The sequence below is a fragment of the Pseudarthrobacter sp. AG30 genome, assembly GCF_003116525.1.
Lineage (GTDB): Bacteria > Actinomycetota > Actinomycetes > Actinomycetales > Micrococcaceae > Arthrobacter.
Window position 1 is genome coordinate 424,558 of the sequence record NZ_QEHL01000012.1, and the last position, 14,339, is coordinate 438,896.

General features: G+C 68.5%; 15 protein-coding genes. 8 read left to right on the forward strand and 7 right to left on the reverse strand.

Annotated elements, in window-relative coordinates:
* The first annotated feature begins 51 nt into the window (after positions 1-51).
* Positions 52-999 (forward strand): polysaccharide deacetylase, encoded by a 948-nt coding sequence (locus tag DC347_RS12645; protein ID WP_109045695.1) that lies wholly within the window; start codon positions 52-54, stop codon positions 997-999.
* Positions 1,000-1,045: 46 nt separating this feature from the next.
* Positions 1,046-2,281, forward strand: a complete 1,236-nt coding sequence (locus DC347_RS12650) for an amidohydrolase (RefSeq protein ID WP_109045696.1) — start codon at positions 1,046-1,048, stop codon at positions 2,279-2,281.
* On the opposite strand, the gene DC347_RS12655 is transcribed toward DC347_RS12650, so the two are convergent.
* The gene (locus DC347_RS12655) at positions 2,278-3,114 is read right to left on the reverse strand and encodes a helix-turn-helix transcriptional regulator (protein WP_109045697.1); all 837 of its coding nucleotides are present in this window, start codon (positions 3,112-3,114) and stop codon (positions 2,278-2,280) included. The genes DC347_RS12650 and DC347_RS12655 overlap by 4 nt on opposite strands.
* An 85-nt stretch (positions 3,115-3,199) precedes the next feature.
* Here DC347_RS12655 and ilvD point away from each other — a divergent pair, with 85 nt between their 5' ends.
* Positions 3,200-5,059: a dihydroxy-acid dehydratase gene (gene ilvD, locus DC347_RS12660; protein WP_018760982.1), complete on the forward strand. Its 1,860-nt coding sequence runs from the start codon at positions 3,200-3,202 to the stop codon at positions 5,057-5,059.
* Between the two features lie 75 nt (positions 5,060-5,134).
* Here the strand turns inward: ilvD and DC347_RS21945 are convergent, their stop codons facing one another.
* Positions 5,135-5,413, reverse strand: a complete 279-nt coding sequence (locus DC347_RS21945; RefSeq protein WP_240617780.1) for a hypothetical protein — start codon at positions 5,411-5,413, stop codon at positions 5,135-5,137.
* Here DC347_RS21945 and DC347_RS12665 point away from each other — a divergent pair.
* From DC347_RS12665 to DC347_RS12685, 5 genes are all read left to right on the forward strand, one after another.
* Positions 5,412-5,930, forward strand: coding sequence for a hypothetical protein (locus DC347_RS12665; protein ID WP_240617781.1), 519 nt, complete (start codon positions 5,412-5,414; stop codon positions 5,928-5,930). The genes DC347_RS21945 and DC347_RS12665 overlap by 2 nt on opposite strands.
* An 87-nt stretch (positions 5,931-6,017) precedes the next feature.
* Positions 6,018-6,836 carry an oxygenase MpaB family protein gene (locus DC347_RS12670; protein WP_018760984.1) on the forward strand — a complete coding sequence of 273 codons (819 nt, stop codon included), beginning with the start codon at positions 6,018-6,020 and terminating at the stop codon, positions 6,834-6,836.
* Positions 6,829-7,725, forward strand: a complete 897-nt coding sequence (locus DC347_RS12675; protein ID WP_109045699.1) for a DUF817 domain-containing protein — start codon at positions 6,829-6,831, stop codon at positions 7,723-7,725. The genes DC347_RS12670 and DC347_RS12675 overlap by 8 nt, the downstream gene beginning before the upstream one ends.
* 71 nt (positions 7,726-7,796) lie before the next feature.
* Complete coding sequence (locus tag DC347_RS12680) at positions 7,797-9,023, forward strand: MFS transporter (RefSeq protein WP_165838030.1); 1,227 nt, start codon at positions 7,797-7,799, stop codon at positions 9,021-9,023.
* Between the two features lie 40 nt (positions 9,024-9,063).
* On the forward strand, positions 9,064-9,459 hold the full coding sequence (locus tag DC347_RS12685) for a cupin domain-containing protein (protein ID WP_018760987.1): 396 nt from the start codon (positions 9,064-9,066) through the stop codon (positions 9,457-9,459).
* A gap of 78 nt (positions 9,460-9,537) precedes the next feature.
* Here the strand turns inward: DC347_RS12685 and DC347_RS12690 are convergent, their stop codons facing one another.
* From DC347_RS12690 to DC347_RS12710, 5 genes are all read right to left on the reverse strand, one after another.
* Positions 9,538-9,960: a universal stress protein gene (locus DC347_RS12690; protein ID WP_026264383.1), complete on the reverse strand. Its 423-nt coding sequence runs from the start codon at positions 9,958-9,960 to the stop codon at positions 9,538-9,540.
* Positions 9,961-10,073: 113 nt separating this feature from the next.
* Positions 10,074-11,453: an LLM class flavin-dependent oxidoreductase gene (locus tag DC347_RS12695; RefSeq protein ID WP_109045701.1), complete on the reverse strand. Its 1,380-nt coding sequence runs from the start codon at positions 11,451-11,453 to the stop codon at positions 10,074-10,076.
* A gap of 61 nt (positions 11,454-11,514) precedes the next feature.
* Complete coding sequence (locus DC347_RS12700) at positions 11,515-12,285, reverse strand: ABC transporter ATP-binding protein (protein ID WP_109045702.1); 771 nt, start codon at positions 12,283-12,285, stop codon at positions 11,515-11,517.
* Complete coding sequence (locus DC347_RS12705; RefSeq protein ID WP_026264384.1) at positions 12,261-13,115, reverse strand: ABC transporter permease; 855 nt, start codon at positions 13,113-13,115, stop codon at positions 12,261-12,263. Before DC347_RS12705 ends, DC347_RS12700 begins: the two co-directional genes overlap by 25 nt.
* On the reverse strand, positions 13,112-14,227 hold the full coding sequence (locus DC347_RS12710; protein WP_018760992.1) for an ABC transporter substrate-binding protein: 1,116 nt from the start codon (positions 14,225-14,227) through the stop codon (positions 13,112-13,114). The genes DC347_RS12705 and DC347_RS12710 overlap by 4 nt, the downstream gene beginning before the upstream one ends.
* Positions 14,228-14,339: the final 112 nt, after the last annotated feature.

Genomic DNA, 14,339 nt, shown 5'->3' on the forward strand with positions numbered 1-14,339 from the left:
CCCATCCCCCAACACCTGGCGGGCGCCCTGCGCCCGCCGAAAGGATTTCCCGTGAACCAGCCCGCCATCGCGGACGCCCTGCATCCGGTCACCTGGCCCGACGGCGCCAAAGCCGCAGCCTCCTTCACCTTCGACGTGGACGCGGAGTCCTGCACGATCGCCCACGACCCCAGCTCCACCCGGCGCATGTCGCTGATGACCCACCAGTCGTACGGTCCCAAAGTCGCCGTACCGCGGCTCCTGAAAATCCTCGAGCGCCAGGACATCAAAGCCACCTTCTTCATCCCGGGCTTCACCGCCGAGTCCTACCCGGACGTGGTCCGGCGGATCGTCGACGGCGGGCATGAGGTGGGCCACCACGGCTACCTGCACGAACCGATGCAGGGCATCGACGCCGCCACCGAGGCCGGCTACCTTGACCGCGGCCTCGAAGCCCTGGCGAAGGTGGCCGGGGTCCGGCCGGTGGGGTACCGGGCACCGTGGTGGGAACTGAACTGGCACTCCCCGGGCCTCCTCGCGGACCGCGGCTTCCTCTACGATTCCAGCCTGCTCGACGGCGATGCCCCCTACCGCTTCGCCGTCGCCGCCGATGATCCCAGGGACATCGTGGAGATCCCCGTGGACTGGACCCTTGATGACTGGGAGCAGTACGCCTTCTACCCCGGTGTGACCGGCAGCGGCGTCATCGAAAGCCCGGCGAAGGTCCTGGAAATGTGGACCCTCGAGGCGCAGGCCCACCACTCCCAGGGCAGCTGCTTCGTCCTGACCAACCATCCGTTCATTTCCGGCCGGCCGTCCAAGGCCGTGGCCCTTGAACAGCTGATCGAGCGGGTGAAAGCGATGGACGGCATGTGGGTCGCCACCATGGAACAGATTGCCCGGCACACCAAGGCCTCGGTCACGGAGGTCCACACGCACGCGCGGATTGACGTACCGGTCTTCCCGGGCGCGGGTGCGCAATTCCAGCCGGCCGTGGTGCGGCAGGGGGTCCTGGCCTAGAGTGGCCGAAAAAGGGCCGGCGCCGCCGGCCGGGAGGAGTGCCGGAATGGACCTCATGGCCAGCCTTCAGGACAGCATCGGGCAGGAACTTGCCTGGCAGATTCCGCTGTACGAGCAGTTCCACCGGCATCCGGAGCTGGGCCTCGCCGAACACGAAACGTCCGCCGCCGCAGCGGACAACCTGGTCCGCTCGGGCTTCGACGTCCGGCGCTTCGGGGGGACCGGCGTCGTGGGCGTCCTCGCCAACGGCGCCGGTCCCTGCGTGCTGGCGCGGGCGGACATGGATGCCCTGCCGGTGGCTGAGGCCACCGGGGCGCCCTTCGCCTCCACCGTCCCGGGCGTCATGCACGCCTGCGGCCACGACCTGCATGTGGTGGCCCTGCTGGGCGCGGCACGGTACCTTGCCGGCCACCGGGACGGATGGCGCGGCACCTACGTTGTCCTGTTCCAGCCGGCGGAGGAGACAGCGGCGGGGTCCCGGGCAATGCTCGACGACGGCCTGGCCGCCGGAATCCCGCGGCCGGACGTTGCGCTGGCCCAGCACGTCATGCCCACCGAGGCGGGAACCATCGGTACCACGCCGGGTCCCATCCTCTCGGCCGGCGATTCGGTGCGGATCACCGTGCACGGCCGGGGAGCCCACGGATCCATGCCGCACAAGTCGGTCGATCCGGTGGTGCTGGCTGCCTCGATCGTCCTCCGCCTGCAGACCGTGGTGTCCCGTGAAACGCGCCCGGGGGAGTTCGCGGTGCTGACCATCGGCTCGGTGACCGCCGGTGCCACGGCCAACATCATCCCGGACCGGGCAGAACTACTGCTCAACCTCCGTACCTACAACATGGCGGTCCGGAGCCGGATGCTCGCCGCCATCGAGCGGATCGTCCGCGGCGAGTGCGTCGCGGCCGGCTCGCCTCAGGAACCGGAGTTCGAGTACTACGACCAATACCCGCTGACCAGCAACGATCCCGAGGCCAACGCCAGGGTCACGGCGGCCTTCACCACGACGTTCGGTGCCGACGCCGTCTACCGCACCGCCCCGCAGACGGCGTCGGAGGATTTCAGCCGCATCCCCGACGCTTTCGGGGCCCCGTACGTGTACTGGGTTGTCGGGTCGGTGCCTCGGGAAACCTACCGGCAAGCGGTGGCAGCGGGCACCGTGGACACCGATATTCCAGCCAACCACTCACCGTTCTTCCTGCCCGCCGTGGATCCCACCCTGCGCGTGGCTACGCAGGCGCAGGCTGCTGCGGCCCTCGCGTACTTGGGCGCCGGGGCTTCCTAACCGTTTCGAGCCAGCAGGGACTTCATCTGCGCGGCCGCGTCGCTGCCCGGTGCAGGGGTGTACACCACGATGTGGAGGTCCGGCCGGTCGGACGGGGACACCTGGTGGTGTTCCAACTGGAGCACACCCACGGCCGGGTGGTGGAAAAGGCGCTCGCGGGATTCGAAGCCCAGGATGTCGTACAGGTCCCAGCCCTGCCGGAATTCCGGGCTGGCTTCCTTCAGCCGTTCCACCTGGTACTGGATGTCCGGATCACCGAGCCGCTGCCCGGCTTCGGCGCGGAATTCGGCAAGGAACCGCTTGCTGGTGGTTTCCCAGTCCGGCAGGAGGTTGCGGACGTAGGGATCGGTGAACACCAGCCAGAGGAGGTTGCGGTCCGCCGGGGCCACCGTGGCGATGTTCGGAAACAGGGCGGCATAGGCCGTATTCCAGCCGGCCACGCCCCAGTCCGGAAACAGCGCGAAGCTCGGATTGGGGTCCAGTGCATCGAGCAGGCGCTGGATATGGGGCGGGGCGGAATCGGCTGCGGGGCCGGCAGGGGCCGCTGCTGCGTAACCGCCCAAGGACAGGACGTAGCCCACGCCGGTTGCCGAGAGATGCAGGGCCCGGCTGACCGCCTCCAGCACCTGCCGGGACGGGCTGATGTCCCTGCCCTGCTCCAGCCAGGTGTACCAGGTGACGCTGACGCCGGAAAGGAACGCCACCTCTTCGCGGCGCAGTCCCCGGTCGCGCGCCCGGCCGATCGGCGGCAGGCCGTAATCCGCCCGGAGCGCCTGGTCCCGGCGGGCGCGGAGGAAGAGGCCGAGTTCTTTGCGGCGCCCTGGTTCAGTCACCAGAAAATACTATTACTCTGGTACTCCTGCTACTAGTAGTAAGAGCGTCTTCCGTGTGGAGGGGCATGCCCGCAGGATGGTAAGCATGCCTGCACTTCGCTCTAAAACTGTCACCCACGGCCGCAACATGGCCGGAGCCCGCGCACTGCTGCGCGCCTCCGGCGTCGCCAACGCGGACATCGGCAAGCCGATCATCGCCGTGGCCAACTCCTTCACCGAATTCGTCCCCGGCCACACCCACCTTGCCCCCGTGGGCAGGATCGTCTCCGATGCGATCCTCGCCGCCGGTGCCGTGCCGCGCGAGTTCAACACCATTGCCGTGGATGACGGCATCGCCATGGGCCACAGCGGCATGCTGTACTCGCTGCCGTCCCGCGACCTGATCGCCGACTCCGTGGAGTACATGGTCAACGCACACTGCGCCGACGCCCTGGTCTGCATCTCCAACTGCGACAAGATCACCCCGGGCATGCTCATGGCGGCCCTGCGCCTGAACATCCCCGTGGTCTTCGTCTCGGGCGGCCCGATGGAAGCCGGCCGAGTCACCCTCACCGACGGCTCCGTCCGGTCACTGGACCTGGTGAACGCGATTGCCGACGCCGTGGACGAGTCCATCTCGGATGCCGACATCAACCTCATCGAGGAGAATGCCTGCCCCACCTGCGGTTCCTGCTCCGGCATGTTCACCGCCAACTCGATGAACTGCCTCACCGAGGCCATCGGCCTGTCCCTGCCGGGCAACGGCTCCGTACTGGCCACCCATACCGCCCGCAAGGCGCTGTACGAGAAGGCCGGCGCCACCGTCGTCGAGCTGGTCAAGCGCTACTACGACGGCGACGACGAGTCCGTGCTGCCGCGCTCCATCGCCACTGCCAAGGCCTTCGACAACGCCATGGCCCTGGACATCTCCATGGGCGGCTCCACCAACACCATCCTGCACCTGCTGGCCGCCGCCCAGGAGGCAGGCGTGGACTACGGCCTGGCCGAGATGGACGCCAAATCCCGCCAGGTGCCCTGCCTGGCCAAGGTGGCACCCAACGTTGCCAAGGACAAGACCTACTACATGGAGGACGTGCACCGTGCCGGCGGCATCCCGGCCCTGCTGGGCGAGCTGAACCGCGGCGGACTCCTGCACAAGGACGTCCACTCCGTCCACTCCAATGACCTGGACGGCTGGCTGGATGACTGGGACATCCGCGGCGGAAAGGCCACCGAAGAAGCGAAGGCACTCTGGCACGCGGCCCCCGGCGGCGTCCGCTCCTCCACCGCGTTCTCGCAGTCGAACGAGTGGACTTCCCTGGACACGGACGCGGCGGAAGGCTGCATCCGCTCCGTGGAGCACGCGTACTCCAAGGACGGCGGCCTGGCCGTGCTCCACGGCAACGTGGCCGTCGACGGCGCCGTGGTGAAGACCGCAGGCGTTGACGAGTCCATCTGGGTCTTCTCCGGCCCGGCCGTGGTGTGCGAATCCCAGGATGAAGCCGTGGAGAAGATCCTGAACAAGACCGTCAAGGAAGGCGACGTGGTGGTCATCCGCTACGAAGGCCCCCGCGGCGGTCCCGGCATGCAGGAAATGCTCTACCCAACGTCGTTCCTCAAGGGCCGCGGCCTGGGCAAGAAGTGCGCCCTCATCACCGACGGCCGTTTCTCCGGCGGCACGTCCGGCCTGTCGATCGGCCACATTTCGCCGGAGGCTGCCTCCGGCGGCGCCATCGCCCTGGTGGAGGACGGCGACATCATCAGCATCGACATCACGCAGCGCTCCATGCAGCTGGAGGTCTCTGACGAGGTCCTGGCCGAGCGCCGCGAGAAGCTGGAGGTCAACGGCGGCTACAAGCCCAAGGACCGGGACCGCCAGGTTTCCGCTGCCCTGCGCGCCTACGCCGCCATGGCCCTCTCGGCGGACAAGGGCGCCGTCCGGGACGTGTCGCTGCTGGAGCGGTAACGCTGGTTCCTGGCGGGGGAAGGGCAGGTCCATTGGCCCTCCTCCGCCAGGGAATACGGCGCCACACTTGAAGGGTCATCGTCGGGCCCGGGGAGGTGTGGTGCGCAGGTTTGAACCGTCCCTCGCGGCAGCCGCCCTCGTGATGGTGCTGCTGGCGGGCTGCTCTCCGCAGCCGGCAAGTCCACAGCCATCGCGGTCCTCCGCTGCTGCCTCCGCACCGGCGACCGGAGCGCCCGCCCCGCCGACGCCGTCGGACGTTCCGTCCTCACCGCCCGCAGAAACAGCGCCCGGCGCTCCCGCGGTCAGTTCCGCCGCGGCGGCCTGGACCACGTTTACGACGGCGGATGGCAGCATGGCGTTCGACCTTCCCGCCGGCTGGCGCGTCAAGGACCCCGCGGGTGAACTGGCCGAGGGTGGCGGGGCATTCGCCGAGGTCCGGAACCAGGCCGGAAAGATAATGGCCACGCTGAGGACCAACATGGCCACCGGATCCACCTGCACCGAAAGGTACCCCTACGAAATCCTGGACACGGTGGACGTCCCGGCGCTTGTCCAGGGCGGAGAGGTGCCGCAGTTCGTGTTCGAATCCCGTGCGAATGCCCCGACCCCCGGCCTGTACAGCACCCCGGCTGCCGGTTACGGCATCACCTCGGGCCCCGCGGCCAGCGGACCGGACGCGTGCCCCATCTTCCAGTTCTTCAGGTGGCCCCCAAACGCTGCCATGTTCGGGGCGTCCTACGACCCCAACAACAACGCGACGCCAGGGGACCCGTCGCTCCCGTACCTGGACCTCGCCCGGAAGTACCGGGGCACGTCCGAGTATTCGGACATCAGGAAGATGATCACCTCGCTGCGGCCGGTGCAGCACTAGCCGGACGCTGTTGGCAGGGGGGGCGCCCGGCCAATGGGGGGACCAACGCCCCGCCCTGCCGTCCTGCCCCTCCGGTACCCTTTTCACATGGTGCAGGAAGTGGCCGATTACCGGGCGGAAGGCATCCTGCTCGCCGGGGCGGGACGGGCCATCCTGCTGCAGCTTGCCAATCCCGCCATCGGCCGCGGGGTGGCGGCACACAGCATCTTCACCGAGCGTCCCGTCAACCGGCTCAAGGGCACGCTCACCTATGTTTACGCCGTCGTGTACGGAACCGATGAGCAGGTGCATGAGGTGCGCCGCAGGGTGAACCGGGCCCATGCCCCCGTGCGGCGCATTCCCGACGAATCGTCCGCCGGGTACAGCGCCTTCGATCCCGCGCTGCAGCTCTGGGTGGCGGCCACGCTCTACGACACAGCACTCACCGTCATCGAGAAGATCTACGGCCCGCTCGATGAAGCCGCCGCGGACGCCATGTATCGGGACTATGCACGGCTCGGTACGGCGCTGCAGGTCCCGCCGGCCATGTGGCCCGCGGACCGGGCAGCGTTCGGCCGCTACTGGCAGGAGCAGCTCGCCGCCCTGCGGGTGGAAGCCGAAGGCGCCCAGGTTGGCCGTGGCCTGCTGTACCCGGAAAACACCGCCTTCTGGTACCGGGCCATGATGCCCTCGGCCCGCTTCCTGACCGCCGGGCTGCTGCCGGGCCAGCTGCGGAAGGACTTCGGCCTCGCCTGGAGCGACCGTCACGAGCGGCGCTTCAACCTGACCATGCGCGTCCTGGCGGTGGCCTACCCCAAACTTCCACGGGGAACCCGGCACTGGTTCAAGGACTACTGCCTGGGCGAGCTCGACAAGGACCTGCACGGGAACGGCCGGCTGCAGCAGCGCCAGGGGAGCCGTGCGTAGTTCCACCCCCGTCGAGCAGAGGACCGACGACTACGCCCGCCGCTTCCTGGCCACGGCCCCGGCCCGCGGCGCCAAGGCACGGCTCACCGAGTTCGCCGTTTTCGGCCTCAAGCAGGGCTGGGCCTGCATCTTCGGAGCCGCGCTCCTGGCCGTGCTCATGGCCGCCCGGCTGTGGTACCCGGACGATGCGGTGCTGGCGCGGAACGACTTCCTGACGCTCGCCGCCGTCGTCATCCAGGTCCTCATGGTCGCGTTCAAACTGGAAACCCTGAGGGAGCTGCGCGTCATCGTCCTGTTCCACCTGGTGGGGACCGTGATGGAACTGTTCAAGACGGACGTCGGCTCCTGGTCCTACGAGGCCGAGGGCGTCCTCCGGATCGGGGCTGTACCGCTCTTCAGCGGCTTCATGTATGCCGCCGTGGGCTCGTACATGGTGCGTGTCTACCGGCTCTTCGACCTCAGGTTCGCTGCCTACCCGAGGCGCTGGATCACTGCCATCCTCGCCGGCGCCATCTACGCCAACTTCTTCACCCACCACTACATCTGGGATCTGCGCTGGGTGCTGCTGGCCGCCGTCGTGGTTGTCTATGGCCGCTGCGTGATGCACTTCCGTGTCTTCCGCAAGGAGTTCCGCATGCCGCTGGTGGTTTCCTTCCTGCTGGTGGCACTGTTCATCTGGATCGCCGAGAACATTGCCACCTGGTCCGGGGCCTGGCTCTACCCCAGCCAGGCCGCAGGCTGGCATCCGGTGGGCCTGGAGAAACTCGTGGCCTGGTTCCTGCTGATGCTCATCTCCGTGGTGCTGGTGGCCTGGGTCTACAAGCCCCGGCCGCCGGAACCACGAGGCATACGACGCAGGGACATTCCGTCGGCTGCACTGCCGCGCTAAAGGGGGGTCTGCCAAGACCCGTTTCAGCAGGGCCCTCGCTAGGGCTTCGGGACCACGCTTTGATGGACTGTATGTCTCCCGAAACCACAACCAGCAGTACCAGGGCGCCGCAACAAACCTCTGGCAGCGAGCATCGCCAGGCCCACTGGGGAGGCGTCTTTGCGATGTCGCTGTGCGTCTTCGCCCTGATCGCCTCGGAGTTCATGCCGGTCAGCCTGCTCACACCCATGGCAGCGGACCTCCAGGTCTCCGAAGGGATGGTGGGGCAGGGCATCGCGGTCTCCGGCCTGTTCGCGGTCCTCACCAGCCTGTCCGTCTCCCGCCTGGCCGGCAGCCTTAACCGCAAGGCCCTGCTGCTGGGCCTCACGGCGTTGATGGCGGTCTCCGGGGCACTGGTGGCCCTGGCGCCGGGATACCTGCTCTTCATGATCGGCCGCGCCCTCATCGGCGTGGTGATCGGGGGATTCTGGTCCCTTTCCGCGGCCACCGCCATGCGGCTGGTCCCGCCCCACCAGGTGCCGCGGGCCCTGGCGATCTTCAATGGCGGCAATGCCCTCGCCACCGTCCTGGCCGCCCCGCTGGGCAGCTGGCTGGGCGCCGTCATGGGCTGGCGGGCGGCCTTCTTCTGCCTGGTTCCACTGGCCGCCGTTGCCTTGGCCTGGCAGTGGTTCAGCCTTCCGTCCATGACGGTGGACAAGCCGCGGGAAGCCGGCAGCGTCCTGGCGATCTTCGCCGCGTTCCAGAACCGCCCGGTGGCCTGGGGCATGGCCGCATGCGGTTCCTTCTTCATGGGACAGTTCGTCCTGTTCACCTACATCCGCCCGTTCCTGGAACGGGTGACGCGGGTTGATGCGGCTACGGTTTCCCTGGTCCTGCTGGTGCTGGGCGTGGCAGGCTTTGCCGGCACCATGCTGATCGGCCGGTTCCTGGGGAAACGCCTGTACCGGACGCTCGCCACCATTCCCGCGCTCATGGCCGTCATTGCGGCGCTGCTCGTGCCGGCCGGCGGCTGGTTCGCCGCCGTCGTGGTTCTTTTGGGTTTGTGGGGCTTGCTGTCCACGGCCGCGCCGGTGGGCTGGTGGAGCTGGGTCGCCGAGGCCATGCCGCACGACGCCGAGGCAGGCGGCGGCTTGATGGTGGCCGTAGTCCAGACCTCGATCGCCATTGGCTCAACCCTGGGCGGCCTCCTGTTCGACTCCGCCGGTTACGGCGGCACCTTCGTTGCCAGCGCAACGGTCCTGTCCGCCGCCGGCGTCCTGGCCTTCGTGACTGCCAAGGCCACGCACCGGATGGCGTGACCAACGGATTTCCAGCTAACCGAATCAACAGGAGGAGACCATGAAGTTCACCAAGAGCGGCGGCCAGACCGGCGCCGGGCCAAAGGAATGGTTCACGGGGACGGTGCAGATCGACGGGATCCGCAATCCCGATGAACAGTCGGCCATCGGCTGCGCCCATGTCCGTTTCGCCCCGGGTGCCCGCACCGCGTGGCACCACCACCCGAAGGGCCAGACCCTCTACGTCACCGACGGCATCGGCCTGGTGGCCCGCCGCGGCGGCGAGGTCCAGGAAATCCGCCCGGGCGACGTCGTCTACATCGAACCCGGCGAGGAACACTGGCACGGGGCCACCCCCGAGCGGTTCATGGCGCACGTGGCCATGCAGGAAGCTGATGCGGACGGCCAGGTGGTCACCTGGCTCGACCACGTCACTGACGAGGAATACGGGGCCTAGCTCCCGTCCCGGACAGGAAAAAGAGCGGACGACGCCGGAAGAATCCGGCGCCGTCCGCTCTCCTCGTCGCGGGAAGGATCAGTCGTCGTAGGTGTTGGCGATGTAGACATCGCACGGGGCGTTGTGCGCCACGCTGTTGGCGACACTGCCCAGGAGCCGGCCGATGCCGCGCATCCTGCGGTTACCCACCACGATCAACCGGGCGTCCAGGCGGATCGCTTCCTTGATCAGGGAATCGGCGGGCTTGCCCCGGGCAGCGAAGTGGGTGACCTCCACCCCGGGCCGGGAGTTGGCCAGGTCCTTCGCCACGATCTCCGAGCTGTCCGCATTGGAAATCCTGACCTTGTCCGAACCCACGCCGAAAGTTTCGGCGGTTTCGCTTTCAAACCCGGTCACCACATGCAGTGATGCTCCCAGCGATTCCGCCAGGCCCAAGGCCACTTCCGCTGCCTTCCGTGCCGACGGGCTCGCGTCCACGCCTACAACCACTACTCCACTCATCCTGCACTCCTTCGTTAGTCCTGGCGCAATGTCCACCTGCCAGTCTAGGGAGTACCCCCGTCATGCTTCGGTATCACACAGTTGCTGCCGCAAACGCCGCCGCCGCCTGCCCATCAAAACGCCGAACCGATCGAGGCCAGTTCAGGGGCGGCAGCTCCGGCGTACCGGTTCTCCGGACGCGCCAACCCATAGTGCTCCCGCAGGGTCCGTCCGGTGTACTCGGTGCGGAACAGTCCGCGCTCCTGGAGGATGGGCACCACCTGGTCCACAAAGGTTTCCAGCCCGGAGGGGAGCACCGGCGGCATGATGTTGAAGCCGTCCGCCGCGCCGCCGTCGAACCATTCCTGGATGGCGTCTGCCACCTGCTCGGGCGTGCCGGTGAAGGTGCGGTGTCCGCGGCCGCCGCCCAGCCGGCCGATCAGCTGCCTCACCGTGAGCTGCTCGCGGCGGGCCAGTTGCACGATCAAGGTGTAGCGGCTCTTGGCGCCCTCGATCTCATCCTCGCTGGGCAGGTTGGCCGGCAGTTGGCGGTCCAGGGGCAGGTCCTCCGGGTCCACGCGGAGGGTTCTGGCCAGCTGGATCCGGGCGTACTCCGGCTTGATCAGCCGGTCCAGTTCGCGCTCCAGCTCCAGGGCCTGCTCCTCGGTGGCACCGATGACCGGGACAATGCCCGGCAGGATCTTGATGGTTTCCGGGTCGCGGCCGGCGGCTGCGGTGCGGGCCTTGAGGTCGCGGTAGAAGTCCTGCGCGTCGGCCAGGGTCTGGTGTGCGGTGAAGACGGCATCCGCATAACGGGCGGCGAGGTCCTTGCCGTCCTCGGACGATCCGGCCTGGACAATCAGGGGATGGCCCTGCGGTGAGCGGGGGACATTGAGGGGGCCGCGGACTTTGAAGTGCTTGCTCTGGTGGTCGATGGTGCGGATCTTGTCCGCGTCGCCCCATACGCCGGCGGCTTTGTCTGCGAGCACGGCGTCGTCCTGCCAGCTGTCCCAGAGTTTCTGCGCCACCTCGATGAATTCGGCGGCACGCTCGTACCGGACGGCGTGGGCGGGCTGATCGTCCACGCCGAAGTTCCGGGCGGCGTCGGGGCCGGCTGTGGTTACCACGTTCCAGCCGGCGCGGCCGCCGCTGGCCCAGTCCACCGAGGCGAAACGGCGGGCCAGGTTGAACGGCTCGTTGTAGGTGGTGGAGGCGGTGGCGATCAGCCCGATGCGTTCGGTGGCGCCCGCGATGGCGGTCAGCAACACGGTGGGCTCCAGCTTGCCGCCCGGGCGGCGGCCCACCTCGCCGAACAGGACGGGGGAGTCGGCAAAGAAGATCGAATCGAGCTTGCCGCGCTCGGCTGTTTGGGCGAGCTTTTGGTAGTGCCCAATGTTCGTGCCCGCGTGCGGGTCGCTTTCCGGCAACCGCCAGGATGCTTCGTGGTGGCCAGTGCTCATCAGGAAGGCGTTGAGGTGAAGCTGGCGGTCGGTGGGCTGGTTGTTGGCAGTCATGGCTGTTTCCTTGCTGGATGGAGGGAAGGGGCGTGGGTTTCGGCAGGCGCAGCCACCGGGGTCAGTGGCCCGCCGTTGCTTCGACGCCGAGTGCGGCCAGGAGATCGCGGCGGAGGGCCTCGTGTCCGGCGGCGTCTGCGGAGGCGCGGATGGGTTCCGGCACGGGCCGGACCGTGGCGATCCGGCCCTGGTCCAGGACCACGATCCGGTCAGCAAGCGCAATGGCCTCGTCCACGTCGTGCGTGACCAGCAGGACGGCGGGACGATGTGCTGCCACCAGGTCCTGGAGCAGTCCGTGCATCCTGATCCGGGTCAGCGCGTCCAGGGCGCCGAACGGCTCGTCGGCCAGCAGCAGCTGGGGTTCGCGGACCAGTGAACGGGCCAGCGCCACACGCTGCTGTTCGCCGCCGGAGAGTTGGTGCGGCCATGCTTTTTCACGTCCGGCGAGCCCCACTTCCGCGAGGGCCTTGCGGGCCCGGGCCCCGGCGTCGTGCTCCCGGACGCCCAGGGTGACATTGCCCAGCACGCTGTCCCACGGCAGCAGCCGGGAGTCCTGGAAGACCACGGAGACGCGGTCCGGGACGCTGATCACGCCGCTGCCGCGGACGTCGTGGTCCAGCCCGGCGAGGGCGCGCAGCAGCGTGCTCTTGCCGCAGCCGCTGGGTCCGAGCAGGGCCACGAACTCGCCGGGCGCGATGTCCAGGTCCACACCGTCCAGGACACTCTTGGTACCGAAGCTGCGGATGAGCCCGCGGACTGAAACAGCGGCGCCGGACTTAGTGCCGGCGGGGGAGGGGGCGAGGGCGGTCAGCCCGCCAGGGTGCGCTGCCATGAGAGGGCCTTTCGTTCGATGAAACGGACAATGCCGTCGGAGAGGAGGCCAAGGATGCCGTAGACGGCAAGGCCCAGGATGATGATGTTGGTCTGGCCGTAGGTGCGGGCGAGCTCCATCATGTAGCCGATCCCGCTGGTGGCGTTGATCTGTTCCACCACCACCAGGGACACCCAGGCGCCGGTCACCGCGAAGCGCAGGCCCAGGAAGAAACCGGGCAGGGCTCCGGGGAGGACCACCTTGCGGATGAAGCCGGCCCGGCCCAGGCCCACCGTCTGGGCAAGTTCGACGAACCGCAGGTCGATGCCGCGCAGCCCGGCATGGGTCTGCAGGTAGACGGGGACAAAGACGCCCAGGGTGATGGTGAGGACCTTCATGGTCTCGTCGATGCCGAACCACAGGATGAGCAGTGGGATCAGGGCCAGGCCGGGGATGGCGCGCTTGATCTGCACCGGCCCGTCGATGAGTGCTTCACCGATCCGGCTCAGCCCGGACAGCAGGGCCAGCACCGCTCCCACCAGGATGCCGAAGAACAGTCCCAGGCCGGCGCGCTGGGCGGAGATCGCCAGGTTCTCCTGGAGCCGGCCGTCGGCGATGAGCTCACCGGCGGCGGCCACGACGGTCCAGGGTTCGGAGAGGATGCGCGGGTCCAGAGCCCCGGTGGCGGAAGCAGCTGTCCACAGCAGCAGCAAAGCGGACGGGCCCACCCAGGCGAGCCGCCGTCGTCGTCCGGGCCCGAGCCTCCTGCCTGTGGGCCGCACGTCTGGCCGGCCAGCCTGCGCCGGGTCCTGGTGCGGTGCGACGACGGGACGGTCCAGGACCGCGCTCATGCCGCGCCAGCCTTGGCGGCGGAGGCGAACGCCGTGCCGGCGATGGCCTCGAAGCGGGTGTCGTAAAGATCTGCCGCCGTCAACTGCGGCTTCTTCTGCTCGCGCGCCAGCAGGTCGATGGTTTCCTGGTGCCGGGCGATCGCGTCGGTCCACGTGGTGGGCAGGTCGCGTTTGCCGGTGGCGTCGATCAGGTACTGGCCATCCTCACGGGACAGGCCCTGGTCCTTGACGTAGTAGCCCTCCAGCCACTCGGCCGGGTGGTCCTCGATCCAGCGCTGCGCCTTGCCCCAGACCTTCGCGTAGCCGGCAAGGGCGGCAGCCTTGGCGGGATCGGCCAGGACTTTGGCGGGGGAGTAGAGGAGGCTGGGATCATCGCGCAGCCCGTGGCGGAGGGTGCTGGCGCCGTCGGCCTTGTACTTGGCCAGGTAGCGCTTGATCTGGACGCCGCCCAGCGGAGCCGCGTCCACCTGCTTGCTGGCCAGCGCCGTGGCGTAGGCGTCCCCGGTGCTGGGGAGCTCCACGAGCTTGACGTCTTCCTGCTTGAGGCCGGCTTTGTCCAGGATGCGCAGCACCAGGGCGCCCTGTGCCTGGCCCGGGGAGTAGGCCACTTTCTTCCCGCGCAGCTCCTCGAGCTTGCGGATGCCGGCTCCCGGCGCCACACCGAGCTCGTAGATGGGGTGGTTCACCGCGTCCTGCCGGTAGCCGGCGGCGATGATGCGGACGTCCAGCCCGGTCCAGGTGGCGTGGATGGGCGGAATGTCCGCCACTGACCCGACGTCCAGGGCGTTGGCGCGGAAGGCCTCGGTGGTCTGCGGGCCGCCGGAGATGTTGGCGAATTCCACCGTAAAGCCGTCCAGGTCCTTGATCAGGCCGGACAGTTCCAAGGCCACTTTGATGCTGGGATCTCCCACCGTGATGGTGGTCCCGGCCGGGACGGAGGCGGCCAGCGGTCCAAGGGATGACTGGCTGATGCGTTCGCCGCCCGCGGTGGCGGCACCGCCGCAGGCTGAGAGCAGCCCCGCGGCAGGCAGGGCCAGGAGGGCGCCCAGGGCGCGGCGGCGGGTAAACGTCCGAGCGGGGCCGGGGCGGGGCGGGGATGCTGGGAAGGACATGGTGTTCCTTTCGGGAAGATTCCGGGTACGACGACGGCACCCGGGATGGGTGCCCGGGTGGGCGTGGGAGGTTGGTGGCGCCTGAACGGCGCTGGGTGCGTGTTTTTGCGCT

What these genes read in the sequence shown, in the direction of transcription:
- DC347_RS12650 (WP_109045696.1), top strand. Translation starts at nt 1,046, where the DNA reads ATGGACCTCATGGCCAGCCTTCAGGACAGCATCGGGCAGGAACTTGCC.
- ilvD (WP_018760982.1), top strand. Translation starts at nt 3,200, where the DNA reads ATGCCTGCACTTCGCTCTAAAACTGTCACCCACGGCCGCAACATGGCC.
- DC347_RS12665 (WP_240617781.1), top strand. Translation starts at nt 5,412, where the DNA reads ATGGCGTTCGACCTTCCCGCCGGCTGGCGCGTCAAGGACCCCGCGGGT.
- DC347_RS21945 (WP_240617780.1), bottom strand. Translation starts at nt 5,413, where the DNA reads ATGCTGCCATCCGCCGTCGTAAACGTGGTCCAGGCCGCCGCGGCGGAA.
- DC347_RS12670 (WP_018760984.1), top strand. Translation starts at nt 6,018, where the DNA reads ATGGTGCAGGAAGTGGCCGATTACCGGGCGGAAGGCATCCTGCTCGCC.
- DC347_RS12680 (WP_165838030.1), top strand. Translation starts at nt 7,797, where the DNA reads ATGTCTCCCGAAACCACAACCAGCAGTACCAGGGCGCCGCAACAAACC.
- DC347_RS12685 (WP_018760987.1), top strand. Translation starts at nt 9,064, where the DNA reads ATGAAGTTCACCAAGAGCGGCGGCCAGACCGGCGCCGGGCCAAAGGAA.
- DC347_RS12690 (WP_026264383.1), bottom strand. Translation starts at nt 9,960, where the DNA reads ATGAGTGGAGTAGTGGTTGTAGGCGTGGACGCGAGCCCGTCGGCACGG.
- DC347_RS12695 (WP_109045701.1), bottom strand. Translation starts at nt 11,453, where the DNA reads ATGACTGCCAACAACCAGCCCACCGACCGCCAGCTTCACCTCAACGCC.
- DC347_RS12700 (WP_109045702.1), bottom strand. Translation starts at nt 12,285, where the DNA reads ATGGCAGCGCACCCTGGCGGGCTGACCGCCCTCGCCCCCTCCCCCGCC.
- DC347_RS12705 (WP_026264384.1), bottom strand. Translation starts at nt 13,115, where the DNA reads ATGAGCGCGGTCCTGGACCGTCCCGTCGTCGCACCGCACCAGGACCCG.
- DC347_RS12710 (WP_018760992.1), bottom strand. Translation starts at nt 14,227, where the DNA reads ATGTCCTTCCCAGCATCCCCGCCCCGCCCCGGCCCCGCTCGGACGTTT.